The sequence below is a fragment of the Gryllotalpicola daejeonensis genome, assembly GCF_039538145.1.
Classification (GTDB): domain Bacteria; phylum Actinomycetota; class Actinomycetes; order Actinomycetales; family Microbacteriaceae; genus Gryllotalpicola; species Gryllotalpicola daejeonensis.
Genome location: NZ_BAABBV010000001.1, coordinates 1,543,800 through 1,569,691, shown reverse-complemented (window position 1 = coordinate 1,569,691; position 25,892 = coordinate 1,543,800). Strand labels below are relative to the sequence as shown.

Below are 25,892 nucleotides of genomic sequence, written 5' to 3'. Positions count from 1 at the left end.
GATTGCTGCCGCATCGGGTGATCACGGCGACTTGGCCGAGAACCTGATCACCCTCGGCATCCTGTTCCTCATCGCCTACGTGCTGGGGCGACTGGCCCGCCGCGTCGGGCTTCCGGCGATCCCCGTCTACATGGTCGTCGGGCTGCTCGCGAGCCCGCACACGCACGCCTTCCCACTGGACTTCGAGGCAGCGGATGTGCAGCTGATCGCGGTGTTCGGGCTCTTGCTGCTGCTGTTCAGCCTGGGCCTCGAGTTCGATCAAGAGGAGTTCTTCGGCAGCTTCAACCGCCTGCTGATCTCGGGCGGATCGTACGTCGCGATCAATCTGGGCGCGGGCATCGCGTTCGGATTCTGGGTCGGGTGGGGCACCCGCGAGGCGCTGATCATCGCCGGCATGACCGCGACCTCGTCGAGCGCGATCGTCACCAAGCTGCTCATCGAGCTGCGGCGGCTGACCAACGACGAGACGCCGATGATCCTCGGCGTCACCGTCATCGAGGACATCTTCATCGCGATCTACCTCGCGATCGTCTCCGCAGCGCTCAGCCACGCAACCGGCTTCTGGCCGATCGCGCTGCGGCTCGTGATCGACTTCGTCTTCATCGTCGTGATGTTCTCGATCGCGCGCTGGGGCGGTCGGATCGTCTCGCGGCTGCTGCAGACGAAAGACGACGAGCTGTTCACGGTGCTGTTCTTCGGGCTCGCCGTCGTGTTCGGCGGCATCGGCGAGCTGATCGGGGTGACCGATGCGATCGGCGCCTTCCTCATCGGTGTCGTGCTCGGCGCCACGCGGTACCACGGCCGAATAGAGCGGGTCACCGTGCCGCTGCGCGACATCTTCGCCGCGTTCTTCTTCCTGAACTTCGGGCTCGACCTCGACATCGCGAAGTTCCCGCAGGTGACGTGGGTCGTGATCGCCGCGGTCGTGCTCACGATGCTGCTGAACTTCGGCGCGAGCCAGCTGATCGCATGGCTGAACAAGCTGGATTTCACGGCGGGCGTGAACACGTATGTGATCCTCCAGAACCGCGGAGAGTTCGTGCTGATCCTCGCGACGCTGGCCGTCGGAGCCGGGCTTGACGCGCGCCTCTCGCCGTTCGCCGGGCTGTACGTGCTGATCATGGCGATCCTCGGGCCGCTCATGGCCGCGAACTCCGACCGGTTCAACGCGTGGCTCAGGCGCAGCCGCCAGAAGCGCGCCGCGAAGAGGGCGGTGAAGCGACCACCGGCTGGTTCACAGGTCGACGGTGAAATAACTAATAGCAGGCATCCGCAATTGGATCCCGCCATCGAAGCCGCGATGGAGTCCGACGCACGAAAGCAGCCCGACGATCTCTGAGCACGCCCCCCACCCAGGCGACCTGACGCTGTTCCAGGTCATGCGCCGCCCGCGCTGGATCGGCGTGCTGCTGATCGCACTCGCGGTCGCCGGCGGCTTCGCCTACCTCGGCAAGTGGCAGCTCACCCGCGCCGTCGAAGCGCGCCAGGTCGGCCCGCAGATCACCGAGACCACTCACGAGCTGCAGGACGTGCTGAGCCCGGGCAAGGCGATCGCCTCCGACCGCGTTGGCCAGCTGGTCACGGTGAGCGCGACCACCGTTCCCGCCGACTACACGCTGATCCAGGATCGCGACAACAACAGCGGGCGCCGCGGCTGGTGGGTCGTCGCGCACACGATTGTGAGCAGCGGGCCGGATGCCGGCGCACATCTTGCCGTCGCGCGAGGCTTCACAGCGAGCCGGGCGATCGCGATCTCGACCGAGCAGCGGCTCGAGGCAGAGGCGCCCGAGCAACTCGACCTGTCGGGGCGCATCCAGCCCACTGATCCGCCCGAGCAGCCGGAGGACAGCCTCGCCGGCAACCCGCCCGCCATGAAGGACCTGGCCGTGGCCATCCTGATCAACCACTGGTCGCAGCTCGGCGACAGTCCGCGAATCTTCGAGGCCTACCTCGTCGCGGGCAACCACGTGCCGGCCGGCCTCGCGCCGATCTACGCCCCGCCGCCGATCCAGCAGAAGTCGATCGACTGGCTGAACGCCTTCTACGCCGCAGAGTGGGCCGTGTTCGCCGGCTTCGCCGTCTACCTCTGGTACCGGCTCACGAAGGATGCCTGGGAGAGGGAGATCGAGGACGAGCTCGCTGAAAGCGAGGGCCCAGTGGGCCCTCGCGGCGGCGAGTCCCCGGCCGCGCGAAGCGCGGCGGGGAGAGGCGATGAACGGTCCACTTCGGAGCAGGCATCCGATCAATCCCCAGCAACCCAGAAAGTAGACTGAACGCATGCCGCAGACCACTGCCCCGTCGACCGACGAGGGCACGTACCTGTCTCGCCTGTGGGAGCAGCTGCGCAGCGTCAAGGGCGCGCGCCCGCGCCCGGCCGATCTGCCCAAGGTGCCCGCCGCGCTGCGGCTCTATCAGGTCACCGCGTGGATCACCGGCGTCATGCTGCTGCTGCTGTGCGCCGAGATGGTCGTGAAGTACGGCTTCGGGCACTGGGTCTACGCGTTCCAGCCCGGGCAGCCGATCATCTCGTTCCCGCTCGTGAACCCGGCGACCGACCCGTACCTGCAGGGCGTCAACCTGTCGATCGCGGTGCTGATCGCGCACGGCTGGCTCTACGTGCTCTACCTGTTCGCCGACTTCCGGCTGTGGAGCCTGATGCGCATGCCGTTCACGAAGTTCGTGCAGATCGCGCTGGGCGGCGTCATTCCCTTCATGTCCTTCATCGTCGAGGGAATCATCACCAAGCAGGTCCGCACCTATCTCGCCGAGCACGCACCCGTTACCGCAGGAGGCAACGATTAGCACCCACGAAGACAGGCCGGTTCTCGTCGTCGACTTCGGCGCGCAGTACGCGCAGCTGATCGCGCGGCGGGTGCGCGAGGCATCCGTGTACTCCGAGATCGTGCCGCACACGATCACCGCGGCAGAGGTCGCGGCGAAGAACCCCGCGGGCATCATCCTGTCGGGAGGCCCGTCGTCGGTGTACGAAGAGGGCGCGCCGTCGTTCGACGCGGGCGTCTTCGAGCTCGGCGTTCCGACGCTCGGCATCTGCTACGGATTCCAGGTGATGGCGCGCGCGCTCGGCGGCGAGGTCGCGCAGACCGGTCGCCGCGAGTACGGGGCGACGGATGTCTCGGTGACGGCCCCCGGCACGCTGCTCGCCGACCAGCCTGCTGAGCAGATCGCGTGGATGTCGCACGGCGATTCGGTCTCGCGGGCGCCCGAGGGGTTCGAGGTGCTCGCCTCGACGCTGTCGACGCCGGTCGCCGCCTTCGCGAGCGATGAGAAGAAGTTCTACGGCGTGCAGTGGCACCCCGAGGTGAAGCACTCGCAGTACGGCCAGAGCGTGCTCGAGAACTTCCTGCACCGCGCGGCCGGCATCCCGGCCGACTGGAACAGCGAGAACGTGATCGAGACGCAGGTCGCGCGCATCCGTGAGCAGGTGGGTTCGGCTCGCGTGATCTCGGCGCTGTCGGGCGGGGTGGATTCCGCGGTCTCGACCGCCCTCGTCCACAAGGCCGTCGGCGACCAGCTGACCGCGGTGTTCGTCGACCACGGCCTGCTGCGCAAGGGTGAGCGTGAGCAGGTCGAGAAGGACTACGTCGCCTCGACCGGCGTGCGACTGATCACCGTCGACGCCGCTGACACCTTCCTCGGCCACCTCGAGGGCGTCACCGACCCCGAGCAGAAGCGCAAGATCATCGGCCGCGAGTTCATCCGCGCCTTCGAGAAGGTGCAGCGCGAGCTCGTCGCCGAGGCCGAGGCGGAGGGCGGCGAGCCGGTGAAGTTCCTCGTGCAGGGCACGCTCTACCCCGACGTCGTCGAGTCGGGCGGCGGCACCGGAACCGCCAACATCAAGAGCCACCACAACGTCGGCGGCCTTCCCGAGGACCTCGACTTCGAACTCGTCGAGCCGTTGCGCACGCTGTTCAAGGACGAGGTGCGCGCGGTCGGACGCGAGCTGGGGATTCCCGAGGCCATCGTCTCTCGCCAGCCGTTCCCCGGCCCCGGCCTCGGCATCCGCATCATCGGCGAGGTGACCCGCGAGCGCCTCGAGATCCTGCGCGAGGCCGACGCGATCGCGCGCTCCGAGCTCACCGCGGCCGGCCTCGACGAGTCCATCTGGCAGTGCCCGGTCGTGCTGCTCGCCGACGTGCGCTCGGTGGGTGTGCAGGGCGACGGCCGCACCTATGGCCACCCGATCGTGCTGCGCCCCGTCTCGTCGGAAGACGCGATGACCGCAGACTGGACCCGGGTGCCCTATGAGGTGCTCGCCCGCATCTCGAACCGCATCACGAACGAGGTGCGCGAGGTCAACCGCGTGGTGCTCGACGTGACGTCGAAGCCGCCGGGCACCATCGAGTGGGAATGAGCTGACGACGAATGCCGCCCTTCGGGCCGGCATTCGTCGTCACGGCTCGATACTGACTTCATGACAGACGACGTCCGCAACGTTCTCACGGCCCTCGAGCGCATCTCCGAGCACTGGCAGCCCCACCGCCTCACGAGCGTGAACGACTACGACGTGAAAGTGGTCAAGCTCAAGGGCGAGTTCGTGTGGCACACGCATCCCGAGACGGATGAGCTGTTTCTCGTGCTCTCGGGGGCGCTCACGATTCAACTGCGCGACCGAGATGTGCTGCTCGGGCCGAACGATGTGTTCGTCGTCCCGCGCGGAGTGGAGCACTGCCCGAAGGCACCCGACGAAGTGCAGGCGCTGCTCTTCGAGCCGAAGGGAACGGTCAACACCGGGGACGCCGGCGGCGACAGGACATCGGCGCTCCGCGAGCTCGACTGACGCTCTCCACAGCACTTCGAGGAGGACACCACGTTTCGGGCTGAGGACACCGTTTTTTCCCGCGAGGGCACCATTGGTGCCCTAGGCGGCAGAAATGGTGTCCTCATCGAAGTGCGTGCGACGTGACCGGTCTGAGCATGCGGGCGAGCGGCGTACTTGCCGCTACCAGCCGAGCTCGCCGTCGTCTTCCTGGAACGTTCCGGTCGGTCCGTCGGCGCCGATGGTCGCGAGCTTCACGACGATCTTCGCGCTCTCTGACGCGGGGCGGCCGGGGTGGTCGCCGGGCTCGCCGCCGCCCAGCTCCGTCGCGGTGATGCCGGGCTCGACCGCGTTGAACTTCACTTCGGGCACGGCCTTCGCGTACTGCACCGTCAGCATCGAGACGGCGGCCTTGCTCGGGCCGTAGACCAGCGTGGGGAAGTGCGAGGCCGGCCGAGAGTCCTCGTGAACGGCCCAGAACGAGCCGAGTGCGCTCGAGACATTCACGACGACGGGGTTCGCCGACCTGCGCAGCAGGGGCAGCGCCGCCTGCGTGACGCGGATGATGCCGACGGCGTTGGTGTCGAAGACTGCGAGAGCGCTCGGGCCGTCGGTCTTCTCGTGCACCCCGTCTGCGCCGAACTCGTACGAGGCGATGCCGGCATTGTTCACGAGCACGTCGAGGCCGCCGTCCGCCTCGATCCGGGCGAGCGCAGCGGCGACCGAGGCGTCGTCGGTCACATCGAGCTGCACGAAGCGGGCGCCGAGCTCGTCGGCGGCTGCACGCCCGCGGGTCTCGTCGCGCGAGCCGACGTAGACCGTGTGACCGAGGGCGACGAGCTGACGGGCGGTTTCCTTGCCGAGGCCCTTGTTGGCCCCGGTGATGAGAGTTGTTGTCATGCAACGAGCGTCGGTCAGGCATCCGCAGCTAGGCAGTCGCCGACTTTTCGTAGGAATGGCAGGGCCATGAAACGGATGCCTGCCCGGCGCACACTTGAAGCGTGGAGACTCGCGAGTTCGGTCAGGCCGTGCGCCGTTGGCGAGACCGCGTCGCACCCGAGGCGGTCGGGCTGCCGCACGGCGGGCGGCGGCGAGCCGAGGGGTTGCGGCGAGAGGAGCTCGCGGGGCTCGCGGGCATCTCGGTCGACTACCTGACCAGGCTGGAGCAGGGGCGCGCGACCTCTCCCTCGATGCAGGTGCTCGAGGCGCTCGCCCGCGCGCTGCGACTCAGCGACCCCGAGCGCGAGCTGCTCTTCCGGCTCGCCGGGCAGGCTGCGCCCGGCCCGGGTCTCGTCTCGTCGCGCATCCCACCCAGCGTGCAGCGCCTGCTCGACCGGCTCACCGGAAACCCGGTCGTGGTCTACGACGCGATGTGGAACCTGATCGTGGCGAACGCGGGCTACGAGGCGCTGACCGGTGCGAGCGCGTGGCAGGGCATCGAGCGCAACGGCGTCTGGCGCAACGTGGTCGGGCCGGGGCCGGCCGCCGTGCACACGCCCGAGCAGCTCGCCGAGCAGCAGGAGGGAATCGTCGCCGACCTGCGGCTCACGGCCGCGAAGTACCCGAACGACCCGCGCGTGAAGAAGCTCGTCGCCGAGCTGCGCACAAGCCCGCTGTTCACCCGCCTGTGGGAGTCGGCAGAGCTTCGCGCGCACGACGACCGCTCGCGTCACAAGTACTTCGACCACCCCGCCGTCGGGCGCATCGGCCTCGACTGCGACACGCTGATCGTCGCGGGTGACGACCTGCGCATCATGGTCTATTCGGCCGAGCCTGGCAGCGAGGACGCCGAGCGGCTCGAGCTCGCGATCGTGCTCGGAACCCAGGCGCTCGCGAACTGATCCGAAGTCGACCGGAAGATTTTCGGCGCCGTCGTCGATCTTCGTCTTTCCCGTTCGACGCATGGGTGAGAGGGTCGTGGCAAGAGCGGCTCGCACACCTGGAAAGGGCTCACCGATGAGCAACTACATGCTGATCATGCGCACGGTCGACGAGGCCGCCGCGCAGCAGGCGATGGCGGACGCCGGCATGGATTTCGACAAGATGATCGAGACCATGGGCCGGTTCAACGAGGAACTGTTCAACGCCGGCGTGCTCGTGGCCGGCGAGGGGCTCGAAGATGCCGCGCTCGGCGCCGTCGTCGACTACTCGACCACCCCACCGGTCGTCACCGACGGCCCCTACGGCGAGACGAAGGAGCTGTTCAACGGCTTCTGGATCCTCGACGTGCCCGACAAGCAGACCGCCATCGAGTGGGCGCTGAAGATCCCCTCCGGCCCCGGCGTGAAGACCGAGATCCGGCGCATTCCGACGATCGACGAGTTCCCGCAGGACAACCCGTGGATTCAGCGCGAGGTCGAGTGGCGCAAGGCGCTCATCCGCCGCGCGGCGCAGAAGGTCGAGGCTTGATCATGCCGAAGTACATGCTGATCATGCGCGGCACCGACGAGGCGAAGGCGGCATTCGAGAACGTCGACTTCAACGAGGTGCTCGAGGTGATGGGGAAGTACAACGAGTCGATGCTCAAGGCCGGCGTGATGGTCGGCGGCGAGGGCCTCTCGCCCGAGGCCGGGCTCGTGGTCGACTTCGACCAGACCCCGCCGGTCGTCACCGACGGCCCCTACGGCGAGACGAAGGAACTGTTCAACGGCTTCTGGGTGCTCGACGTGCCCACCATCGAAGAGGCGGCGGAGTGGGCCAAGCGCGCGCCGCTGACCCCCGGCAACAAGCTCGAGATCCGCCGCATCCAGGGGCCGGAGGACTTCCCGGCCGACAACGAGTGGGTCAAGAAAGAGCAGGAGTGGATCGAGCACGGCTATCGCGACAGCTCCGCTGGTTGAGGAGCACGCGGAGCTTGCGGAGCGCGCGTCTCGAAACCCGCTCCTCATGACTGAGGTCGACGCATCCGCTCGCCGCGCGGTCGAAGCCGTGTGGCGCATCGAATCGGCGCGCATCGTCGCGACCCTGACGCGCTACACGCACGACTTCGCACTCGCGGAAGACCTTGCGCAGGACGCGCTCGCCGAGGCGCTCGCGGGTTGGCCGGAACACGGCGTGCCGGCCAACCCCGGCGCCTGGCTCGTCGCGGTGGCCAAGCGGCGTGCGATCGACGGGTGGCGGCGTGCCGCCGCCCGCGACGAGAAATACGCGCAGCTCGCGCGCGAGCGCGAAATCAACGAGACGGATGCCGGCGCCAACGCCCCGTGGGACCCTGACGCGATCGACGACGACGTGCTGCGGTTGGTGTTCATCGCGTGTCACCCGGTGCTGTCGCGCGAGGCATCCATCGCCCTCACCCTGCGCACGGTCGGCGGTCTGACGACCGAGGAGATCGCGCGGGCGTTCCTCGTGCCGGTCGCGACGGTGCAGCAGCGCATCGTGCGCGCGAAGAAGACGCTCGCCGCCGCGGCGGTTCCCTTCGAGGTGCCAGCGCGCGAGGAATACGCCGGGCGGCTGTCAGCCGTGCTGTCGGTGCTCTATCTGATCTTCAACGAGGGGTATGCGGCGGCCTCCGGCAGCGAGTGGATGCGCGCCGACCTCGCCCGCGAGGCGCTGCGGCTCGCGCGCGTGCTCGCCGAGCTGGTGCCGCGCGAGCCCGAGGTGCATGGTCTCGCGGCGCTCATGGAGTTCCTCGTGGCGCGCTTCCCGGCGCGGCTCGACGCCGACGGGAATCCGATTCTGCTCGCCGATCAGGATCGCGCCCGCTGGGATCGCGCGCTGATCGCCCGCGGCCGGGCGGCGCTCGCGCGCGCCGATGCGCTCGGTAGGGGCCGCGGCCCCTACGGACTGCAAGCCGCGATCGCCGAGTGCCACGACATCGCCGCCTCGGTCGACGAGACCGACTGGGCTCGTATCGTTGTGCTCTACGAGGCGCTGGGTCGCATCGCACCGTCGCCCGTGGTCGAGCTGAACCGGGCCGTCGCAGTGTCGATGGCCGAGGGGCCGGCGACCGCGCTGCGGCTCGTCGACGAACTCGTCGCGGCGGGGTCGCTCGCGGGCTACGGCCAGCTGCCCGGGGTGCGCGGCGAGCTGCTCGCGCGGCTCGGCCGAGCCGAGGAGGCCCGTGCCGAGTTCACGCGCGCGATCGCGCAGACCGCCAACGAGCGCGAGCGCGCCGTGCTCGAGGGCAAGCTGCGCGCACTTTGACCCATGGCAGGGTTGAGCGCATGAGCGAGACCGAAGACAGCTGGCAGGCGCGGGTCGCGCAGTTCTGGGCCGAGTTCGATGAGAGCGACGCAGAGAGATGCCTGAAGCGCATGCGCGCCCTCGTGGAGGAGCGCCCCGCCGGCGACCCCGAGGCGCTCGCCGAGTGGGGCGGCGTGCACGACTCGCTCGGCCTCGAGGAAGAGGCGGTGGGGCCGTATCGCGAGGCGCTGGCTGCGGGGCTCGCCCCCGAGCGGGCGCACCAGGTGACCATTCAGCTCGCGAGCACGCTCCGAAACCTCGGCCGCACCGACGAGGCGCTCGAACTGCTCGATGCCCTGGATGCTCCCGAGCTCGGCGACGCCCCGGCCTTCTTCCGCGCGCTGGTGCTGCACAGCGCGGGTCGACCGGCCGAGGCGCTGCAGACGGCGCTTACGGCCCTGGCCGATCACCTGCCGCGCTACCAGCGCTCCGCGCGGGCCTACGCGGAAGAGCTCGCGTAGCTCGCGGCATCCGCCCCCGGCTCGCGTGTCGACGCTCGCCCGTTGCTGCGTCCATTCGGCGCAATTGTGGCCCGTGCAGCGGCAACACGTGCGCCGAACGGGCACTCGGAGGAGCCGACTGGGCACCCTGGCGCGCCGGGTGGATGCGGCCTGCGGTCAGTTGCGCGAGAGGATCGCGAACAGCCGCAGGAACTCCACGTACAGCCAGACGAGCGTGACCATCAGACCGAAGCCGCCCTGCCAGCCGTAGACGCGCGGCGCCCGGTTGTTCACGCCGTTCTTGATGAACTCGAAGTCGAGCACGAGCGAGTACGCGCCCATCAGCACGGCGAGGATGCCGATGCCGAGCCCGAGCGGGATGCCGAAGACCTCGACCGAGTTGAGCCCGAAGGCGAGGTCGGAGGAGACGCCGCCGAACACCATCAGCCCGACGTTCACCAGGCTGTAGACGAGGTAGCCGATCATCGCGCCGAGGAAGATCTTGGTGAGCCGACCCGATGCCCGCACCTTGCCGCTGGCGAAGAGGGCGAGCATCACACCGAACACCGCGAGCGTCGCGACGACCGCCTGCAGCACGACGCCGCCGGGGAAGACGCGCTCGAAGATGCTCGAGATGCCGCCGAGGAAGAGGCCCTGCGCCGCGGCGTAGATCACGATCAGGGCGGGGGAGGGCTTCCGCTTGAAGGAGTTCACGAGGCCGAAAACCAGGCCGACGATCGCGCCGACGATCGCGAGGCCCGGAACGAACCAGCCGACGACACCGGTGGCCAGCAGCACCACGAACAGCACGGCGGTCTTGACGACGGTGTCTTCGTAGGTCATGCGGCCGGTCTCTGCCGAGCCGGCGCTGCGCGCGTTGAAGAGAGCCTCGAGGTCGGGGGCCTGGCCGACGGTGTTCGGGTCGACCGGCTGCGGTGCGCCCGCGCGGAAGGCGGAGACGCGGTTCATTGCCGGGTTGTTGGACGATGCCATGACTCGAAGGTAGCCGCATACGCGCCTGTCGTGGCTGGGCAGTCTCCTTGAAATCGACCCCTTGAGGTCGGCGCGCACGGAGGGTGAGGCTGAAGCCGTGCCAGCAGCCGGACGCGCATGGACCCTCGGGGCACTCGCCGCCTTGTTCTCCTTCGCATTCGCCTGGGTGCCGTCGTTCTGGGCGGACGAGGTGGCGACGGTGCGGGCATCCCGCCTCACGCCGGCCGAGCTACTGCCGTTCACGACGCGCTACGTCGACGCCGGCCACACCGTCTACTACGTCGCCCTGCACTACTGGTCGGGCATCTTCGGCTTCGGCGAGGCGGGCACACGCGGCTTCTCGGCGCTCGGCGTCGGCGTCGCGGTCGCCCTGACCGCGCTGATCGGGCAGCGGCTCGGGCGCCCTCGGCTCGCGCTCTTCGCCGCGGTGCTGCTCGCGTTCATGCCGCGCTTGACCTGGGCTGGGGCAGAGGCGAGATCGTATGCCTGGACCGCGGCGCTCGCGGCCACCGCCTGGCTGCTGCTGCTCATCGCCCTCGACAGCGGCGGGTGGTGGTGGGCCGCCCTCGGCGCGGCGATCGCCCTCTCGGTGTCGACGTTCCTGCTCACCTCGACGCTGGTGGTCGCGCAGCTGCTCTTCGTGCTGCTGCGGCGCGACACCGACGAGTCCGACCGACCGAACCGCGGCATCCGAAGCTCGCGCCGCGCCTGGATTCCCCTGCTTGTCACGTGGTTCGTCGCCCTCGCCGCCGCGAGCCCGATCCTCACCCTCGCGTGGCAGGAGCGCGCGCAGATCGCCTGGATCGGCCCGAACAGCGCCTTCAATGCCTGGACGGTGCTCGTCGAGCCGGCCGGTGAGACCTCCTGGGGCTACGCCTTCGCGGTCTGGATCCTCATCATCGCAGGCGCCGTCCGCTGGCGCGCCGCCCTGCGCGCCGCGTGTCCGGAGTGGCTGCTGCTCGCCGGCTGCTGGGTGATCGTGCCCTTCGCCATCACCATCGGCATCAGCCTGCTCGGCTCGCCGGTGTTCACGAGCCGCTACCTCACCTTCGCCATGCCAGGGCTCGCGCTGGCGCTCGCCGCGGCGCTCGCGGCCCTCAGTGCCCGCCGGCTGGTGGCCGCGGTCACCATCGCGCTGCTCGTGATCGCGCTGCCCACCTACGTCGGCCAGCGGCTCGCCTATGCGAAGCCGCGTGAGAGTGACCTGCGCGAGGTCGCCCAGACGGTCGCGGCGCACTCGCAGCCCGGCGACGCGATCCTGTTCGCGCCCGGTCGGCCGCGCGAGGCGCTCTACGCCTACCCGCAGTACTTTGACGGGCTCGTCGACGTCGCGCTGAAGACTCCGTTCCCCGCATCGGACGCGTTCCACGACAAGACGGTGCCGCTTGCGAAGAGGACGGCGAAGCTCGCGGGCATCCGCTCGCTCATCCTCGTCATCCCCCGGCACGGAACGCCCTGCACTCAGCCGCGGGACGCGAAGACCCTGCTCGAGAACGGCTTCGCTCCCGCCAGCCGCTACCCGACGCACCGCGAGGTCGTGTGCCGTTTCGAGCGCGCTGGCTAGCATCAACGTCATGCGCGCGCACGGCTCCCCCCTCGTGATCGGACACCGTGGCGCGTGCGGGTACCGGCCCGAGCACACGCGGCAGGCCTACGAGCTCGCGTTCCAGCTGGGCGCCGACTTCGTCGAGCCCGACATCGTCGCCACGAAGGACGGCGTGCTCGTGCTGCGACATGAGAACGAGATCTCGGGCACGACGGATGTCTCGAACAGGCCGGAATTCGCCGACCGGCGCACCACCAAAGAGGTCGACGGGGCGCCCGTCACGGGGTGGTTCACCGAGGACTTCACCTGGGCAGAGCTCGCCACGCTGCGCTGCCGCGAGCGACTCGGACCGCTGCGGCAGGCGAGCGCGAGCTTCGACGGGCTGTACCCGATCATGCGCCTCTCGCACCTGTTCGACCTGGTCGACCGGCTGGCAGAGACCTCGGACCGCGAGCTCGGCGTCGTCGCCGAGATCAAGCACGCGACGTATTTCGAGTCGATCGGCCTGCCGCTCGACGAGCTGTTCGCCGACGAGCTCGAACGGGTCGGCTGGCAGCACGAGCCGAACCGCCTCGTCATCGAGTCGTTCGAGAAGACCGTGCTGCGCAAGGTGCGCGAGCGCGGCATCCGCGGCAGCCGCATCTATCTGATCGAGGCGGAGGGCGCGGCGTTCGACCTCGTCGCGCGTGATGGGGCGGATGCCGCGAGCTACGCCACCGAGATCGGGGAAGTGGGCCTGTACGAGCTCGCGACGCGCCGGGGGCTCGATGCGATCGACGGCATCAGCGTCGACAAGAGCCTGCTGCTGGACGCGACCTCCGATGACGGCACGACCGACCTGGTCGATCGGGCGCACGCGGTCGGCCTCGCGGTGTTCACCTGGACCCTGCGGCCCGAGAACAGGTTCCTCTCGCAGCCGTTCCGCGGCGAAGGCGGCAAGGGCGACTTCGGGCACTGGCGGCAGGAGTTCCGCACGATCATGAAGAGCGGCGTCGACGGCGTCTTCGCCGACCACCCCGACCTCGCGCTCGTCGTGCGCGACGCCGCTGCGTGAACTTTCAGTAGCGCCGAGGCGAACCTCCGTAGTGGGGTAGACCGCGCTGTCTTCCCCGCGGCCGCCGTTTGTGGCTAATGTGTGGCGCGAACCACTTCCACTGACGAAAGGGGGCGCGCATGGGATTCCTCGATGACGCGGTCGACAAGGGCAAGGACTTCCTCGGAACCGACCAGGGCGAGCAGGTGAGCGATAACGTCCTCGGCGGCATCGCTGACAAGGCGAACGACCTGACGGGCGGCAAGTTCGAAGACCAGATCTCGCAGGGCCAGCAGGCTGCTGACGACGCGATCGGCAACTAGCCCCGCGATCGACCGAGACGTAGGCGAGCGCCCCTTCCCTTGCGGAAGGGGCGCTCGTCTGTCTGCGCCGCGCTGAGTGTCAGTAGGGCAATTTAGACTTGCCAGGCAATGACAGACGCGCGCGCTACCGATGGCTTCCTTCCCCTGATCGTCGACGGCGACCAGGGGCCGCGCGGCGGCGACGAGAGCCTGCTCGAGGGCCTCAACCCGCAGCAGCGCGAGGCGGTCACCTATCGCGGGCCCGCGCTGCTGATCGTCGCGGGCGCCGGCTCGGGCAAGACCCGCGTGCTCACGCACCGCATCGCGGGGCTCATCGGCAGCCGAGAGGCGTGGCCGAGCCAGATCCTCGCGATCACGTTCACCAACAAGGCCGCGAGCGAGATGCGCGAACGCGTCGAGGGGCTGCTTGGGCAGGCATCCGAAGGCATGTGGATCTCGACCTTCCACTCGGCGTGCGTCCGCATCCTGCGCCGCGAGGCGAAGCAGTTCGGCTTCACCGAGAACTTCACCATCTACGACTCGGGCGACACGCGCGCGCTGCTCAAGCGCATCATCAAAGAGAGCGAGGCCGACACCTTCGGCTTCACGCCGGCGAGTGCGGGCGCCAAGATCTCGAAGCTCAAGAACGAGCTCGAAGACTACGAGTCGTATGCCCGCAGCGCGAACCGTGATGACCCCGCCGAGCAGGTCTTCCTGCAGATCTTCCGCGAGTACACGCGGGCCCTTCGCTCGGCGAACGCCTTCGACTTCGACGACCTGATCGCGCAGACGGTCTATCTGTTCCGCGCGTTCCCGCGCGTCGCGGCGAACTACCAGCGCCGCTTCCGCCACATCCTGGTCGACGAGTACCAAGACACGAACCATGCGCAGTACTCGCTCATCCGTGAGCTCACCAAGCCGGTTCCGGCCCACCTCGTGGCCGAGCTCAAGGCCGACGGCCTGTACGTCGATGGCTTGACGGAGCCTTCCGGCGAGATCCCCGGGGCGTCGCTCACCGTGGTCGGCGACTCCGACCAGTCGATCTACGCCTTCCGCGGCGCCGACATCCGCAACATCACCGAGTTCGAGCACGACTTCCCCGGTGCGCGAGTGGTGCTGCTCGAGCAGAACTACCGCTCGACGCAGAACATCCTGTCGGCGGCCAACGCGGTGATCTCCAACAACTTCGACCGCAAGGCGAAGAACCTGTGGACCGACTCGGGTGACGGCGAGAAGATCGTCGGCTACACCGGCTACTCGGGGCACGACGAGGCGCAGTTCGTCGCCGACGAGATCGACGCGCTGCGGCGCGCCGGCGTGCCGTACAACAACATGGCCGTCTTCTATCGCACGAACTCGCAGACGCGTGCGCTGGAAGAGATCTTCATCCGCTCGGCCGTGCCGTACCGCATCATGGGCGGCACAAAGTTCTACGAACGCGCCGAGATCAAAGACGCCATGGCGTACCTGATCGCCGTGGCGAACCCCGCCGACGAGCTGGCGGTGCGACGCATCCTGAACACGCCGAAGCGGGGCATCGGGCCGGCGACGGTCACGCAGCTGGGGTCGTTCGCGGCCGACAACGGCATCACGTTCCGAGACGCCTTGCGCGCGGCATCCGATCTCGGCCTCGGCCCCAAGGTGACGGCCGCGATCACGCGCCTGTCCGACCTGCTCGACGAGACGGCCGCGATGATGAACCCCGACAACCCGGCGGGCGTGAAGCCCGTGCCCGAGTTGCTCACGCACCTGCTCGCGGGCTCGGGCCTGCTCGACGCCCTGCGCAGCTCGCGCGACCCGCAGGACGAAGCGCGCGCCGAGAACGTCGAAGAGCTCGTCGCGGTGACGAAGGAGTTCGCGCGCAACAACCCGGGCGGTACGCTCACCGACTTCCTCACCGAGGTGTCGCTCGTGGCGGCCGCCGATGAGCTCGACGACTCGACCGGAACCGTGTCGCTGATGACGCTGCACACGGCGAAGGGGCTCGAGTTCGATGCGGTGTTCCTGACCGGCGTCGAAGAGGATCTGATTCCGCACCGCATGTCGGCCAACGAGCCGGGCGGGCTCGCGGAAGAGCGGCGCCTGTTCTATGTCGGCATCACCCGGGCGCGGAAGCGGCTGTACCTGTCGCTGGCGATGTCGCGCGCCCAGTTCGGCGAGGTCAACGTGGCGATGCCGAGCCGGTACCTGCAAGAGATCCCGGCCGAGCTCATCGAGTGGCGCAGGTCGCCCGGTGCCGCGAACGGCCGCGACGGCACTATGTCGCGGGCGCTCAACGCGAAGCGGCCCGGCTTCGGGTCCGACCGTGCGGCGGCCACCGCGGCAGCCCTGTCGCGGCCGAAGACCGAGTGGGCCAACAAGGTGACCGCGACCGTGCGCGACAACAGCGCGCTCGAGCTCGCCCCGGGCGACAGGGTGAAGCACGTCGACTTCGGCGAGGGGCGCGTGCAAGACGTCACGGGCGAGGGCGCGAAGCGCATCGCCCACGTGCAGTTCGACCAGGCGGGCTTCAAGAAGCTGCTGATCAAGATCGCCCCGATCGAGAAGCTGTGAGCAGCGCACGGGAGATCCGGCTGTTTCCCGACTATTCAGCACCCTCACCGTTGTGGGAGGACGGCGGAATGGTTCCGGCCGACTACGACCTGCCCACCGAGCTGGCCGATGCGCTGATGCAGTGGCAGCGGTACTTCGACTCGCACTTCGATCATGAACGAGGTTGGGATGCCGCAACCGATGTCGCAGCGTACGACGCCGAAGGGCAACGCCTAGCCGACGAGTTGAGAGCCGCGCTTCCGGAGTTCCTGATCACGCTCAGGCTCTGGTGGCATTAGCGCCACCGCAGTCCTCCTCACGCAAAGCAGCCTGGCCGCCCATGCGCGGAAGCGGGTCGATGAACCGGAGATCTGCGCGGCATCCGTCTGCGTATCGGCCCATATCCGCGTATCGGCGCGGCAGGGAACCGCGGCAGACGGCCACTACTCCTCGCGGCGGTTCGCCTTGCGCACCGGCCGCGGCGGCTGCCCGCCGAGGTATGAGGCGGCGGGGTCGACGAGGAAGCCGTTGCTGAGCGCCTCGCGGCCGACCAGCATGCGGAAGCCCATCGAGTCGCGGCGCGTGAGAGTCACCTCGACGGGAAGCGTGCGGTCAAGCATCCGTAATTCGATCAAGACCACGACGCGGTTCTGAATGTGCCCCGTCGAGCTGCGCACGCGGCGACGGTCGTGCACCGGCAGCTCGATCTTGACGCCGTCGCGCGGGCTGTACTGCCACGGGTGCACCTCGAAGCGCACCCACCGCGCGCCGTCCTTGGTGAATTCGCGCAGGCCGAAGGCATGCAGTGACGAGGTCTGCGCGCCGGTGTCGATCTTGGCTTTGATCCACGGCACGCCGAGGCCCGGCAATCCGACCCATTCGCGCCACCCCACCAAGCTCTGTGGTGTTGGATGTCGTGGGGCCATAGCGCCCATCAAACCGGAAACCCAGCCCAACGGGAAAACACGAGTGAAGATCGCCATCTTGTCGCGCTCGCCGCGCAGCTACAGCACCCAGCGACTGCGGGCAGCCGCCGCAGACCGCGGCCATGACCCGCGCGTGCTCAACACGCTGCGGTTCGCGATCGATCTGTCGGCAGAGTCTCCCGACCTGCTCTATCGGGGTCGTCAGCTGTCGGAATACGACGCGGTGATCCCGCGCATCGGCAACTCGATCACGTATTACGGCACGGCCGTCGTGCGCCAATTCGAGCAGATGGATGTCTACACGCCGAACACCGCCAACGGGATCAGCAACTCGCGCGACAAGCTGCGGGCCAACCAGATCCTGTCGCGGCATGGCATCGCGATGCCGCCGACCGCCTTCGTGCGCAACCGCGCCGATGTGGTGGCGGCGATCGAGCGCGTCGGCGGAGCGCCGGTCGTGCTCAAGCTGCTCGAGGGCACGCAGGGCATCGGGGTGATCCTGGCGCCGGAGCTCAAGGTCGCCGAGGCGATCATCGAGACGCTGCAGTCGGCCAGGCAGAACGTACTGATCCAGCGGTTCATCCGCGAGTCGCGCGGCCGAGACATCCGTGCGCTCGTCGTCGGCGACCGCGTCGTCGCCGCCATGCGGCGCAGCGCGAGCGGCAACGAATTCCGCTCGAATGTGCACCGGGGCGGCAGCGTCGAGAAAGTCGAGCTGGACGACGAATACGCCCGCACCGCCGTGCGCGCCGCGCAGATCATGGGCCTCAAGGTCGCCGGCGTCGACATGCTCGAGAGCGACGAGGGACCGCTCGTGATGGAGGTCAATTCGTCGCCCGGCCTCGAGGGCATCGAGACGGCGACGAAGCTCGACGTCGCCGGCGCGATCATCGACTACATCGCCAACCAGGTCGCGTTCCCGCAGATCGACGTGCGCGAGCGGCTGTCGGTCTCGACCGGCTACGGTGTCGCCGAGCTGGTCGTGCACGGCGACGCCGACCTGATCGGGAAGACGATCGCCGAGTCCGGCCTGCGCGAGCGCGACATCACGGTGCTGACGTTGCACCGCGGAACCGGCGTCATTCCGAATCCGTCGTTCTCGCAGCGCCTCGAGGCAGAGGACCGGCTGCTGTGCTGGGGCCGCGTCGAAGAGATGCGCTCGATGATCCCGGAACGGCCGAAGCGGCGCCCCCGGGTCAAGAAGCTGCCGAAGAACCCCCTGCCGCCCGAGGAATAGGCGCAGGTTCGGCAACCGGCCGGACTCGGGCGCGCAAGGTCACCGGGGTAGAGTGGCCTGCGGCAATTGTCTCGATGTCGAGAGAAATGGAACACAGTGGATCTGTACGAGTACCAGGCCCGGGACCTGTTCGAGAAGTACGACGTGCCCGTGCTGAAGGGCATCATCGCCGACACGCCTGATGAGGTGCGCGCGGCGTCCGAGACGCTCGGGGGCGTCACCGTCGTCAAGGCGCAGGTGAAGGTCGGCGGCCGCGGAAAGGCGGGCGGCGTCAAGGTCGCGAAGACCCCCGATGACGCCTACGCGGCGGCGCAGTCGATCCTCGGGCTCGACATCAAGGGCCACACCGTGAAGCGCGTGATGGTCGCCGAGGGCGCCGACATCAAGCAGGAGTTCTACTTCTCCGTGCTGCTCGACCGCGCCAACCGCTCGTATCTCTCGCTCGCCTCGTACGAGGGCGGCATGGAGATCGAGCAGCTCGCCGAGGAGCGCCCGGATGCGCTCGCCCGCGTCGAGGTCGACCCCGCGCAGGGCCTGCCGCTCGAGAAGGCGAGGGAGATCGCGGTCGCCGCGAAGTTCCCTGCGGAGCTGGTCGACAAGGTCGCGCCGGTCTTCGTCAAGCTCTTCGAGGTCTACAAGGGCGAAGACGCGACGCTCGTCGAGGTGAACCCGCTCGTTCTGACCGGCTCGGGCGACATCATCGCGCTCGACGGCAAGGTCTCGCTCGACGACAACGCAGCGTTCCGCCACCCCGAGCACGAGGAGCTGGTGGATGCCGCCAGCGAGGACCCGCTCGAGGCGAAGGCGAAGGCCAACGACCTCAACTACGTCAAGCTCGACGGCGAGGTCGGCATCATCGGCAACGGCGCCGGCCTCGTCATGTCCACGCTCGACGTGGTCGCCTACGCCGGTGAGAAGCACGGCGGCGTGAAGCCCGCAAACTTCCTCGACATCGGCGGCGGCGCCTCGGCAGAGGTCATGGCCGCCGGCCTCGACGTCATCCTGGGCGACCCGCAGGTCAAGAGCGTGTTCGTGAACGTGTTCGGCGGCATCACCTCGTGTGTCGCCGTCGCCAACGGCATCGTCAAGGCGCTCGAGATCCTCGGCGGAGAGGCGAACAAGCCGCTCGTCGTGCGCCTCGACGGCAACCAGGTCGACGAGGGCCGCGCGATTCTGACCGGCGCCAACCACCCGCTGGTCACGCTCGCCACCACCATGGACGACGGCGCCGACAAGGCCGCCGAGCTGGCTTCGAAGTAAGGACAGGCAGAACAATGTCGATCTTCCTCAACAAGGACTCCAAGGTCATCGTCCAGGGCATCACCGGCGGCGAGGGCACCAAGCACACCGCGCTCATGTTGAAGGCCGGCACCCAGGTCGTCGGCGGCGTGAACGCGCGCAAGGCCGGCACCACGGTGTCGCACACCGCGGCCGACGGCTCGGCCGTCGAGCTGCCCGTCTTCGGCACGGTCGCCGAGGCCATCGAGAAGACCGGTGCGGACGTGTCGATCGCTTTCGTGCCACCGGCCTTCGCGAAGGACGCGATCATCGAGGCCGTCGACGCCGAGATCCCGCTGCTCGTCGTGATCACCGAGGGCATCCCGGTGGGCGACTCGGCCGAGGCCTGGGCGCACGCGAAGGCGAAGGGCAACAAGACCCGCATCATCGGCCCCAACTGCCCCGGCATCATCACGCCCGGTGAGTCGCTCGTCGGCATCACGCCGGCGAACATCACCGGCAAGGGCCCGATCGGCCTCGTCTCGAAGTCGGGCACGCTGACCTACCAGATGATGTTCGAGCTGCGCGACCTCGGCTTCTCGACCGCCATCGGCATCGGCGGCGACCCGATCATCGGCACGACGCACATCGACGCGCTCGCCGCGTTCGAGGCCGACCCCGAGACCAAGGCGATCGTCATGATCGGCGAGATCGGCGGCGACGCCGAAGAGCGCGCGGCGGCGTTCATCAAGGAGAACGTGACGAAGCCGGTCGTCGGCTACGTCGCCGGCTTCACCGCCCCCGAGGGCAAGACGATGGGCCACGCCGGTGCCATCGTCTCGGGCTCGGCGGGCACCGCGCAGGCCAAGAAGGAAGCCCTAGAGGCGGCGGGTGTCAAGGTCGGCAAGACGCCGAGCGAGACCGCCCAGCTGCTGCGCGAGGTCTACGCCAGCGTGAGCGCGTAGCGAGCGGCACACTTTCGCCCGAGGGGCACACGTTTTCGTTGAAAACGTGTGCCCCTCGGGCTTTCCGCTGCCCCGTCGCGCGAGTAGCTTGCCGCCCATGTCAAAGGTGACCCCGTTCCTCTGGTTCCCCGACGGCGCCAAGGATGCCGCCGAGTACTACGTCAGCCTGTTCGACGACTCTCGCGTTCTCTGGGTGCAGGACTTCCCGCAGGGTGGCCCCATGGACCCGGTCGTGTACACCCTCGCCTTCGAACTCGAGGGCCGCGAGTACTACGCCATCAACGGCGGCCCGGCCTTCAAACCGACCATGGCCTACTCGATGTTCATCGAGGTGGAGACGCAGGCCGAAATCGACCGTCTGTGGGACGCGCTGCTGAAAGACGGCGGCGAGCCGAGCCAGTGCGGGTGGCTCACCGACCGGTGGGGCCTCGCCTGGCAGGTCGTGCCGAAGCAGATGTGGCAGTGGTACTCCTCTGGCGACCAGGCGGCGATCAACCGCACGGTCGCGGCGATGCTCACCATGGGCAAGCTCGACCTGCCGACCCTGCAGGCTGCCTACGACGGCTGAGTCGCCTCGAGCGAGGCGGCAAGCTTCGTGAGCAGTGTGCGCAGCGTGCGCTGCTCGCTTTGCGAGAGCGCAGCGGTGAGCCGGCGAACGGACGCCTCGAACGTCGGCGTCCCTTCAGCGAGCAGCTTCACCCCTGCATCCGTCAGCACGATCCACGATGATCGTCGGTCGTCGGGGTTGGGAATTCGCTCGACCCAGCCGGCCGCAGCGTAGCGGTCGACGACCTTGCTGGCGGTGCCGACCCGCAGATCGAGCGCGCGCACGATGTCGTCGACGCGCGCGTGCTCGGTCGCGGCGATGAGCGACAGGATCTCGATCGTGCCGACTGTGACGCCGTGCTCTGCCTTGAGCCGGGCGTCGACCGAGTTATAGAGCAGGATCTCGGCGCGCACGAGCTCGTTGAAGAAGTCGATCGATGCGCCCATGGTGCTCCTCAGAAATATTCTTGGGAATTAGATTCCGCGGAATGTAGTTTGAGTATTTAGATTCCCCGGAATCAAAATCACCCTAACTCACGAGGAGACCACCATGAGCAAGGCACAGCGCGACGCCGTGAATGCCGCCATCCGCGAGGCCGCAAAGAGCCTCGTCGCCGACACGATCGAGGAGCGTCGCGCGCTCTTCGAGATGCGGGCGCAGCCCGACGACACCCGCGGGCTGACCGCGGCCGAGACCACGCTGGGCGGCCGGCCCGCGCTCGAGATCGCCGATGAGACGAGGGATGCCGGCGCGCTGCTGTACTTCCACGGGGGCGGCTACGTCGTCGGATCGCACCGCACGGGTGCGCGCCTCGCCGCCGAACTGGTGAGGCGCACAGGTCTGCGCGGGTGGTCACTCGACTACCGGCTGGCGCCCGAGCACCGCTTCCCTGCGGCCGCGCTAGACGGTCTCGCGGCCTATCGCGAGCTCATCGAGCGAGGCGTCGACCCGGCGCGGATCGTCATCGCGGGTGACTCTGCCGGCGGGCACCTCACGGTCGGTACGCTGCTGCTCGCGCGCGACGCCGGGCTGCCGATGCCTGCGGGGGCCGTCGTGTTCTCTCCGATGAGCGACCTCGCGCTGACAGGCGAGAGCCTGACGACAAAGGACGGCGTCGACCCGATCTTCACCCGTGCCGACATCGCCTTCTTCGCTGAGCAGCAGTTGGGCGAGGGCGGCGCCGACTCGCCGATCGCGAGCCCGGGGCGCGTCGGCGACCTGCGCGGCTTGCCGCCGTTCCTCATCCAGGTGGGGTCGTACGAGGTTCTTCTCAGCGATTCAGTGCTGCTCGCCGGTCGTCTCGGCGGAGCCGACGTCGATGTGACGCTCGAGGTCGTAGCGGAGGTCCCGCACGTCTTCCCGGATCTCTTCGGGCAGCTCGACGAGGCCGACGCGGCGCTCGACCGCGCGGCGGCGTTCATCGGGGCGCGGATCGAAAACTCTGGGCAGTAGCCGAGACGTGTGAGGGCGGGCGGCGAGGCATCCCCGGCGGCGCCGCCCGACCCCCTTAACGTGAACTCATGACCCGCGCCGTCGTCGCTTTCCTCGCCGCCTTCGAGGCGGTGATCACGGCGGCGATCGGGCTCGGGGTCGCGCTTGCGCCGCTCACGCTGGTCTGGGCCGTGCAGTACCACATGGCGACCAGCTGGGCCGTGTTCTGGCGGGCGTCGGCGGATGCCTGGCTGCTCGGCCTCGGCGTCGACGCGCACGTCGATCTCGACCGCCTGACGGCCCTGAGCCTGGGCCTGCCGGGCGCGGTGCCGCCGTTCACCGTGACGATCGCAGGTCTCGGCGTCGCGCTGTTCACGGTGCTCATGGGTGCGCGCATCGGCCGCCGCGCCGCCGAGACCCCGTATGTGCTCACGGGCGGCATCGCGGCTGTCGCGAGCTTCACCGCGGTGACCTCGATCGTCGCGCTCACCGCTCAGGCGAAGGTCTTCGGGCCGGCCGTGGTGCAGGCTCCGCTGGTCGCCGCGGCGACGTTCGGGGCAGGCATCCTGCTCGGAATCGGCATGGACTGGGCCGCGAACCGCGACCACGTCCCGCCGCTGCTCGCGCACGCCTTCGGCGCCGAGACGCGCATGGTCGTCGGCTCGTCGCTGCGGGCGGCCACCGGGGCGGTGGCGCTTCTGGTCGCGGCATCCGGACTCTTCGTCGCCATCCTGCTCTTCGCGCACTTCGGCCGCGCCGTGGCGCTCTACGAGGGGCTGCAGGCCGGCTTCCTCGGCGGCATCACCCTCACGCTCGCGCAGCTCGCCTTCTTGCCGAACGCGGTGCTGTGGGCGATGTCGTGGCTGATCGGACCGGGATTCGCGCTCGGCGGGGGAGGGGCGGTCGCTCCGGGCGCGGGCCTCGACTCCGGATTGCCCGGCGTGCCGCTGCTCGCGATCGTGCCCGCGCACTCGCCGACCGCCGCGTATGTCGCGATCGCGATTCCCGTCGCAGCAGGGGCGGCGAGCGGATTCCTCTCGCATCGCATCTTGAAGAAGTCGACGCCCCCGTTCGACACCCCGCTCGACCTCGTGCTCGTGGCCGCGGGGGCGGCGGTCTTCGGCGGCGGCGTGCTCGCGCTGCTCGCCTGGTGGTCGGGCGGCACGCTCGCTCCTGGTGTGCTCGCGGACCTCGGCCCGAGCACCTGGAAGACCGGGGTCTTCGGCGGACTGGAGCTCGGCGCAGGGCTCGCGATCGGGCTCGCGATCGGCCATTGGCGCGGGCAGGCCCACGACTGGACCCCACTGCGGCGCGAAGAGCCGGCCCCCGAGAAGTCGGCAGCCCTCGCAACCGACAACGACTTTGTGACCGCCGGCGACTGAGCACCCGATCGGGCGGTGCGAAACGTACGTCGGGAAGCGATCCGCCGTACCGTTCGCACCGGCTGAAGCCGAGGTCGGCGCCCGCTAGGCTTGCCACGTGCTCTCGGTCGTCGTGCTCATCTCCGGGGGCGGGTCCAATCTGCGGGCGCTGCTCGAAGCCGCTGCCGACGCCGAGTACCCGGCCCGCATCGTCGCCGTCGGCACCGACCGCCCCGACGCCGAGGGACTCGCACACGCCGAGGCGTTCGGAATCCCGACCTTCGAGGTGGCGCTCTCGAGCTTCGAGAGCCGCGAGGCGTGGGGTGACGCGCTGCTCGAGCAGATCCGGCAGTGGAGTCCCGACCTCGTCGTGCTCTCCGGCTTCATGCGCCTGCTGCCTGCACACGTCGTCGATGCGCTCGCGCCCAACCTGATCAACACCCACCCGGCGTACCTGCCCGAGTTCCCGGGCGCGCACGGCGTGCGCGACGCGCTCGCCGCGGGCGTCACCCAGACCGGCGCGAGCCTCATCGTGGTCGACAACGGCGTCGACACGGGGCCGATCATCGCCCGCGAGCGCGTCCCGATCCTGCCCGGCGACACCGAGACGTCGCTGCACGATCGCATCAAGCCCGTCGAACGGCGCCTGCTGATCCAGGCGGTTCTCGACATCGCGAACGGAAACCTCGATTTGAAGGAGATCGCCCGAGCATGAGCGCCCACGCCGCCGACCCGAGCCTCTATCGCGACCGCGACGTCGTGCCCGTCCGCCGCGCGCTGATCTCGCTCTCCGACAAGACCGACCTCGACGTGCTCGCGAAGGCGCTCGCCGGCGCGGGCGTCGAGATCGTCTCGACGGGGTCGACGGCGGCAAGCATCCGCGCCCTCGGAATCGAGGTGACCGACGTGGCGAGCATCACCGGCTTCCCCGAGTCGCTCGGCGGCCGCGTTAAGACGCTGCACCCGGCCGTGCACGCGGGCCTGCTCGCCGACCTGCGCCTCGAAGACCACGAAACGCAGCTCGCCGAGCTCGGCATCAAGCCGTTCGAGCTCGTCGTCGTGAACCTGTACCCCTTCAAAGAGACCGTCGCGAGCGGCGCGCAGGGCAACGACGCCGTCGAGCAGATCGACATCGGCGGCCCCGCGATGGTGCGCGCGAGCGCCAAGAACTACGCGAACGTCGCGATCGTCGTCTCGCCCGCCTCGTACCCCGAGGTGATCGCTGCGGTCGAGGCCGGCGGCACGACCCTCGCCCTGCGCGGCGATCTCGCCACCAAGGCGTTCCAGCACACCGCCGACTACGACGCAGCCGTGTCGGGCTGGTTCGCGCAGAACGTGGCGACGACCTCCAGCACGGATGCCTCGCCCGAGCCCTCCTCAGCAGGAACCGAGTTCCCGACATCCGTCACCGTCACGGGCGCGCTGCAGAACGTGCTGCGCTACGGCGAGAACGCGCACCAGGCGGCCGCGCTCTACCTCGATGGTGCGACGAGCACGCTGCAGGCGGGCGCGGGCATCGCGCAGGCCGAGCAGCTCGGCGGCAAAGAGATGTCGTACAACAACTACACGGATGCCGACGCGGCGCTGCGTGCGGCGTACGACTTCGACGAGCCCGCGGTCGCGATCATCAAGCACGCGAACCCGTGCGGCATCGCGGTGGCCGGGCCCTCCGGTGACATCGCAGAGGCGCACCGCAAGGCGCACGCGTGCGACCCGGTGAGCGCCTACGGCGGCGTGATCGCGGCGAACCGCACCGTGACGCTCGCCATGGCCGAGACGGTCAAGGGCATCTTCACCGAGGTGATCATCGCCCCCGACTACGAGCCCGCGGCGCTCGAGCTGCTGCAGAGCAAGAAGAACCTGCGCATTCTGCGGCTGCCGGCCGGCTACCAGCGCGCCGAATACGAATACAAGCAGATCTCGGGCGGCGTTCTGGTGCAGCAGGCGGATGCCTTCCCCAGCGGTTCCATCTCGGGGAACTGGCAGCTCGTGGCGGGCGAGGCGGCCGATGCCGCGACGCTGGCCGACCTCGAGTTCGCGTGGCGCGCCTGCCGTGCCGCGAAGTCGAACGCGATCCTGCTGGCCTCGGGCGGCGCCTCGGTCGGCGTCGGCATGGGCCAGGTGAACCGTGTGGACTCCTGCCACCTCGCGGTTTCTCGCGCGAACACGCTCGCCGACGGCGCCGAGCGCGCGCGCGGCTCTGTCGCGGCATCCGACGCGTTCTTCCCGTTCGCAGACGGCCCCGCGATCCTCATCGAGGCCGGCGTCAAGGCGATCGTTCAGCCCGGCGGCTCGATCCGCGACGAAGAGGTCGTCGAGGCGGCGAAGGCGGCAGGTGTGACGATGTACTTCACGGGCGAGCGGCACTTCTTCCACTAGGTGCACCGGCGGTGACGCCG

The 25,892-nt window shown here is 69.0% G+C and carries 27 protein-coding genes; 23 read left to right on the top strand and 4 right to left on the bottom strand.

Annotated features, from left to right (window positions below):
• Positions 1-31: 31 nt before the first annotated feature.
• The 5 genes from ABD736_RS07815 to ABD736_RS07795 are packed head-to-tail and all read left to right on the top strand — an operon-like array spanning position 32 to position 4,798.
• Positions 32-1,339, top strand: a complete 1,308-nt coding sequence (locus ABD736_RS07815; protein WP_344791183.1) for a cation:proton antiporter — start codon at positions 32-34, stop codon at positions 1,337-1,339.
• Positions 1,340-1,379: 40 nt separating this feature from the next.
• Positions 1,380-2,273: an SURF1 family cytochrome oxidase biogenesis protein gene (locus tag ABD736_RS07810; protein WP_344791182.1), complete on the top strand. Its 894-nt coding sequence runs from the start codon at positions 1,380-1,382 to the stop codon at positions 2,271-2,273.
• Between the two features lie 4 nt (positions 2,274-2,277).
• Positions 2,278-2,802: a DUF3817 domain-containing protein gene (locus tag ABD736_RS07805; protein WP_344791181.1), complete on the top strand. Its 525-nt coding sequence runs from the start codon at positions 2,278-2,280 to the stop codon at positions 2,800-2,802.
• Entirely contained in the window at positions 2,798-4,372 is a 1,575-nt protein-coding gene (gene guaA / locus ABD736_RS07800; RefSeq protein ID WP_344792227.1) for a glutamine-hydrolyzing GMP synthase, read from the top strand. The genes ABD736_RS07805 and guaA overlap by 5 nt, the downstream gene beginning before the upstream one ends.
• A gap of 60 nt (positions 4,373-4,432) precedes the next feature.
• Positions 4,433-4,798, top strand: a complete 366-nt coding sequence (locus tag ABD736_RS07795) for a cupin domain-containing protein (RefSeq protein ID WP_344791180.1) — start codon at positions 4,433-4,435, stop codon at positions 4,796-4,798.
• Between the two features lie 162 nt (positions 4,799-4,960).
• On the opposite strand, the gene ABD736_RS07790 is transcribed toward ABD736_RS07795, so the two are convergent.
• On the bottom strand, positions 4,961-5,677 hold the full coding sequence (locus ABD736_RS07790) for an SDR family NAD(P)-dependent oxidoreductase (protein WP_344791179.1): 717 nt from the start codon (positions 5,675-5,677) through the stop codon (positions 4,961-4,963).
• 101 nt (positions 5,678-5,778) lie between these two features.
• On the opposite strand from ABD736_RS07790, the gene ABD736_RS07785 reads away from it, so the two are divergent.
• The 5 genes from ABD736_RS07785 to ABD736_RS07765 all read left to right on the top strand — a co-directional run bounded on the left by ABD736_RS07785 (position 5,779) and on the right by ABD736_RS07765 (position 9,423).
• Complete coding sequence (locus tag ABD736_RS07785) at positions 5,779-6,618, top strand: helix-turn-helix transcriptional regulator (protein WP_344791178.1); 840 nt, start codon at positions 5,779-5,781, stop codon at positions 6,616-6,618.
• 115 nt (positions 6,619-6,733) lie between these two features.
• The gene (locus ABD736_RS07780; protein WP_344791177.1) at positions 6,734-7,186 is read left to right on the top strand and encodes a YciI family protein; all 453 of its coding nucleotides are present in this window, start codon (positions 6,734-6,736) and stop codon (positions 7,184-7,186) included.
• Positions 7,187-7,188: 2 nt separating this feature from the next.
• Positions 7,189-7,617 carry a YciI family protein gene (locus ABD736_RS07775; RefSeq protein WP_344791176.1) on the top strand — a complete coding sequence of 143 codons (429 nt, stop codon included), beginning with the start codon at positions 7,189-7,191 and terminating at the stop codon, positions 7,615-7,617.
• A 46-nt stretch (positions 7,618-7,663) separates the two neighbouring features.
• Positions 7,664-8,923, top strand: a complete 1,260-nt coding sequence (locus ABD736_RS07770) for an RNA polymerase sigma factor (protein ID WP_344791175.1) — start codon at positions 7,664-7,666, stop codon at positions 8,921-8,923.
• A gap of 20 nt (positions 8,924-8,943) precedes the next feature.
• Entirely contained in the window at positions 8,944-9,423 is a 480-nt protein-coding gene (locus ABD736_RS07765) for a tetratricopeptide repeat protein (RefSeq protein WP_344791174.1), read from the top strand.
• 156 nt (positions 9,424-9,579) lie between these two features.
• Here the strand turns inward: ABD736_RS07765 and ABD736_RS07760 are convergent, their stop codons facing one another.
• Entirely contained in the window at positions 9,580-10,395 is an 816-nt protein-coding gene (locus ABD736_RS07760) for a Bax inhibitor-1/YccA family protein (RefSeq protein WP_344791173.1), read from the bottom strand.
• Positions 10,396-10,492: 97 nt separating this feature from the next.
• On the opposite strand from ABD736_RS07760, the gene ABD736_RS07755 reads away from it, so the two are divergent.
• From ABD736_RS07755 to ABD736_RS07735, 5 genes are all read left to right on the top strand, one after another.
• Complete coding sequence (locus ABD736_RS07755) at positions 10,493-11,959, top strand: glycosyltransferase family 39 protein (protein WP_344791172.1); 1,467 nt, start codon at positions 10,493-10,495, stop codon at positions 11,957-11,959.
• 10 nt (positions 11,960-11,969) lie between these two features.
• Positions 11,970-12,995, top strand: coding sequence for a glycerophosphodiester phosphodiesterase family protein (locus ABD736_RS07750; RefSeq protein ID WP_344791171.1), 1,026 nt, complete (start codon positions 11,970-11,972; stop codon positions 12,993-12,995).
• 119 nt (positions 12,996-13,114) lie between these two features.
• Positions 13,115-13,297, top strand: coding sequence for an antitoxin (locus ABD736_RS07745; protein ID WP_344791170.1), 183 nt, complete (start codon positions 13,115-13,117; stop codon positions 13,295-13,297).
• Positions 13,298-13,405: 108 nt separating this feature from the next.
• Positions 13,406-15,829, top strand: a complete 2,424-nt coding sequence (locus tag ABD736_RS07740; protein WP_344791169.1) for an ATP-dependent helicase — start codon at positions 13,406-13,408, stop codon at positions 15,827-15,829.
• A complete protein-coding gene (locus ABD736_RS07735) occupies positions 15,826-16,107 on the top strand; it encodes a hypothetical protein (RefSeq protein WP_344791168.1) in 282 nt (93 codons plus the stop codon). The genes ABD736_RS07740 and ABD736_RS07735 overlap by 4 nt, the downstream gene beginning before the upstream one ends.
• Positions 16,108-16,251: 144 nt before the next feature.
• Here the strand turns inward: ABD736_RS07735 and ABD736_RS07730 are convergent, their stop codons facing one another.
• Positions 16,252-16,734, bottom strand: a complete 483-nt coding sequence (locus ABD736_RS07730; RefSeq protein ID WP_344791167.1) for an ATP-dependent zinc protease family protein — start codon at positions 16,732-16,734, stop codon at positions 16,252-16,254.
• 43 nt (positions 16,735-16,777) lie between these two features.
• Between ABD736_RS07730 and ABD736_RS07725 the strand changes: the two genes are divergently transcribed.
• The 4 genes from ABD736_RS07725 to ABD736_RS07710 all read left to right on the top strand — a co-directional run bounded on the left by ABD736_RS07725 (position 16,778) and on the right by ABD736_RS07710 (position 20,722).
• Positions 16,778-17,971: a RimK family alpha-L-glutamate ligase gene (locus ABD736_RS07725; RefSeq protein ID WP_344791166.1), complete on the top strand. Its 1,194-nt coding sequence runs from the start codon at positions 16,778-16,780 to the stop codon at positions 17,969-17,971.
• A 96-nt stretch (positions 17,972-18,067) separates the two neighbouring features.
• Entirely contained in the window at positions 18,068-19,231 is a 1,164-nt protein-coding gene (gene sucC / locus ABD736_RS07720) for an ADP-forming succinate--CoA ligase subunit beta (RefSeq protein ID WP_344791165.1), read from the top strand.
• A 14-nt stretch (positions 19,232-19,245) separates the two neighbouring features.
• A complete protein-coding gene (sucD, locus tag ABD736_RS07715; protein WP_344791164.1) occupies positions 19,246-20,154 on the top strand; it encodes a succinate--CoA ligase subunit alpha in 909 nt (302 codons plus the stop codon).
• A gap of 97 nt (positions 20,155-20,251) precedes the next feature.
• Positions 20,252-20,722 carry a VOC family protein gene (locus ABD736_RS07710; RefSeq protein ID WP_344791163.1) on the top strand — a complete coding sequence of 157 codons (471 nt, stop codon included), beginning with the start codon at positions 20,252-20,254 and terminating at the stop codon, positions 20,720-20,722.
• Here the strand turns inward: ABD736_RS07710 and ABD736_RS07705 are convergent.
• The gene (locus tag ABD736_RS07705) at positions 20,710-21,147 is read right to left on the bottom strand and encodes a MarR family winged helix-turn-helix transcriptional regulator (protein WP_344791162.1); all 438 of its coding nucleotides are present in this window, start codon (positions 21,145-21,147) and stop codon (positions 20,710-20,712) included. The two genes, ABD736_RS07710 and ABD736_RS07705, sit on opposite strands and share 13 nt — an antisense overlap.
• Positions 21,148-21,250: 103 nt before the next feature.
• Here ABD736_RS07705 and ABD736_RS07700 point away from each other — a divergent pair, with 103 nt between their 5' ends.
• The 4 genes from ABD736_RS07700 (at position 21,251) to purH (ending at position 25,872) form a co-directional block, all read left to right on the top strand.
• Complete coding sequence (locus ABD736_RS07700) at positions 21,251-22,153, top strand: alpha/beta hydrolase (protein WP_344791161.1); 903 nt, start codon at positions 21,251-21,253, stop codon at positions 22,151-22,153.
• 68 nt (positions 22,154-22,221) lie between these two features.
• Complete coding sequence (locus ABD736_RS07695) at positions 22,222-23,514, top strand: cell division protein PerM (protein WP_344791160.1); 1,293 nt, start codon at positions 22,222-22,224, stop codon at positions 23,512-23,514.
• A gap of 97 nt (positions 23,515-23,611) precedes the next feature.
• The gene (purN, locus tag ABD736_RS07690; protein ID WP_344791159.1) at positions 23,612-24,208 is read left to right on the top strand and encodes a phosphoribosylglycinamide formyltransferase; all 597 of its coding nucleotides are present in this window, start codon (positions 23,612-23,614) and stop codon (positions 24,206-24,208) included.
• Positions 24,205-25,872 carry a bifunctional phosphoribosylaminoimidazolecarboxamide formyltransferase/IMP cyclohydrolase gene (gene purH, locus ABD736_RS07685; protein ID WP_344791158.1) on the top strand — a complete coding sequence of 556 codons (1,668 nt, stop codon included), beginning with the start codon at positions 24,205-24,207 and terminating at the stop codon, positions 25,870-25,872. The genes purN and purH overlap by 4 nt, the downstream gene beginning before the upstream one ends.
• The last annotated feature ends 20 nt before the right edge of the window (positions 25,873-25,892 follow it).

Bases quoted from the DNA above. Each gene is read 5' to 3' on its own strand.
- ABD736_RS07810 (WP_344791182.1), top strand. From the start codon at position 1,380: ATGCGCCGCCCGCGCTGGATCGGCGTGCTGCTGATCGCACTCGCGGTC.
- ABD736_RS07805 (WP_344791181.1), top strand. From the start codon at position 2,278: ATGCCGCAGACCACTGCCCCGTCGACCGACGAGGGCACGTACCTGTCT.
- ABD736_RS07795 (WP_344791180.1), top strand. From the start codon at position 4,433: ATGACAGACGACGTCCGCAACGTTCTCACGGCCCTCGAGCGCATCTCC.
- ABD736_RS07790 (WP_344791179.1), bottom strand. From the start codon at position 5,677: ATGACAACAACTCTCATCACCGGGGCCAACAAGGGCCTCGGCAAGGAA.
- ABD736_RS07780 (WP_344791177.1), top strand. From the start codon at position 6,734: ATGAGCAACTACATGCTGATCATGCGCACGGTCGACGAGGCCGCCGCG.
- ABD736_RS07775 (WP_344791176.1), top strand. From the start codon at position 7,189: ATGCCGAAGTACATGCTGATCATGCGCGGCACCGACGAGGCGAAGGCG.
- ABD736_RS07770 (WP_344791175.1), top strand. From the start codon at position 7,664: ATGACTGAGGTCGACGCATCCGCTCGCCGCGCGGTCGAAGCCGTGTGG.
- ABD736_RS07765 (WP_344791174.1), top strand. From the start codon at position 8,944: ATGAGCGAGACCGAAGACAGCTGGCAGGCGCGGGTCGCGCAGTTCTGG.
- ABD736_RS07760 (WP_344791173.1), bottom strand. From the start codon at position 10,395: ATGGCATCGTCCAACAACCCGGCAATGAACCGCGTCTCCGCCTTCCGC.
- ABD736_RS07750 (WP_344791171.1), top strand. From the start codon at position 11,970: ATGCGCGCGCACGGCTCCCCCCTCGTGATCGGACACCGTGGCGCGTGC.
- ABD736_RS07745 (WP_344791170.1), top strand. From the start codon at position 13,115: ATGGGATTCCTCGATGACGCGGTCGACAAGGGCAAGGACTTCCTCGGA.
- ABD736_RS07740 (WP_344791169.1), top strand. From the start codon at position 13,406: ATGACAGACGCGCGCGCTACCGATGGCTTCCTTCCCCTGATCGTCGAC.
- ABD736_RS07730 (WP_344791167.1), bottom strand. From the start codon at position 16,734: ATGGCCCCACGACATCCAACACCACAGAGCTTGGTGGGGTGGCGCGAA.
- sucD (WP_344791164.1), top strand. From the start codon at position 19,246: ATGTCGATCTTCCTCAACAAGGACTCCAAGGTCATCGTCCAGGGCATC.
- ABD736_RS07710 (WP_344791163.1), top strand. From the start codon at position 20,252: ATGTCAAAGGTGACCCCGTTCCTCTGGTTCCCCGACGGCGCCAAGGAT.
- ABD736_RS07705 (WP_344791162.1), bottom strand. From the start codon at position 21,147: ATGGGCGCATCGATCGACTTCTTCAACGAGCTCGTGCGCGCCGAGATC.
- ABD736_RS07700 (WP_344791161.1), top strand. From the start codon at position 21,251: ATGAGCAAGGCACAGCGCGACGCCGTGAATGCCGCCATCCGCGAGGCC.
- ABD736_RS07695 (WP_344791160.1), top strand. From the start codon at position 22,222: ATGACCCGCGCCGTCGTCGCTTTCCTCGCCGCCTTCGAGGCGGTGATC.
- purH (WP_344791158.1), top strand. From the start codon at position 24,205: ATGAGCGCCCACGCCGCCGACCCGAGCCTCTATCGCGACCGCGACGTC.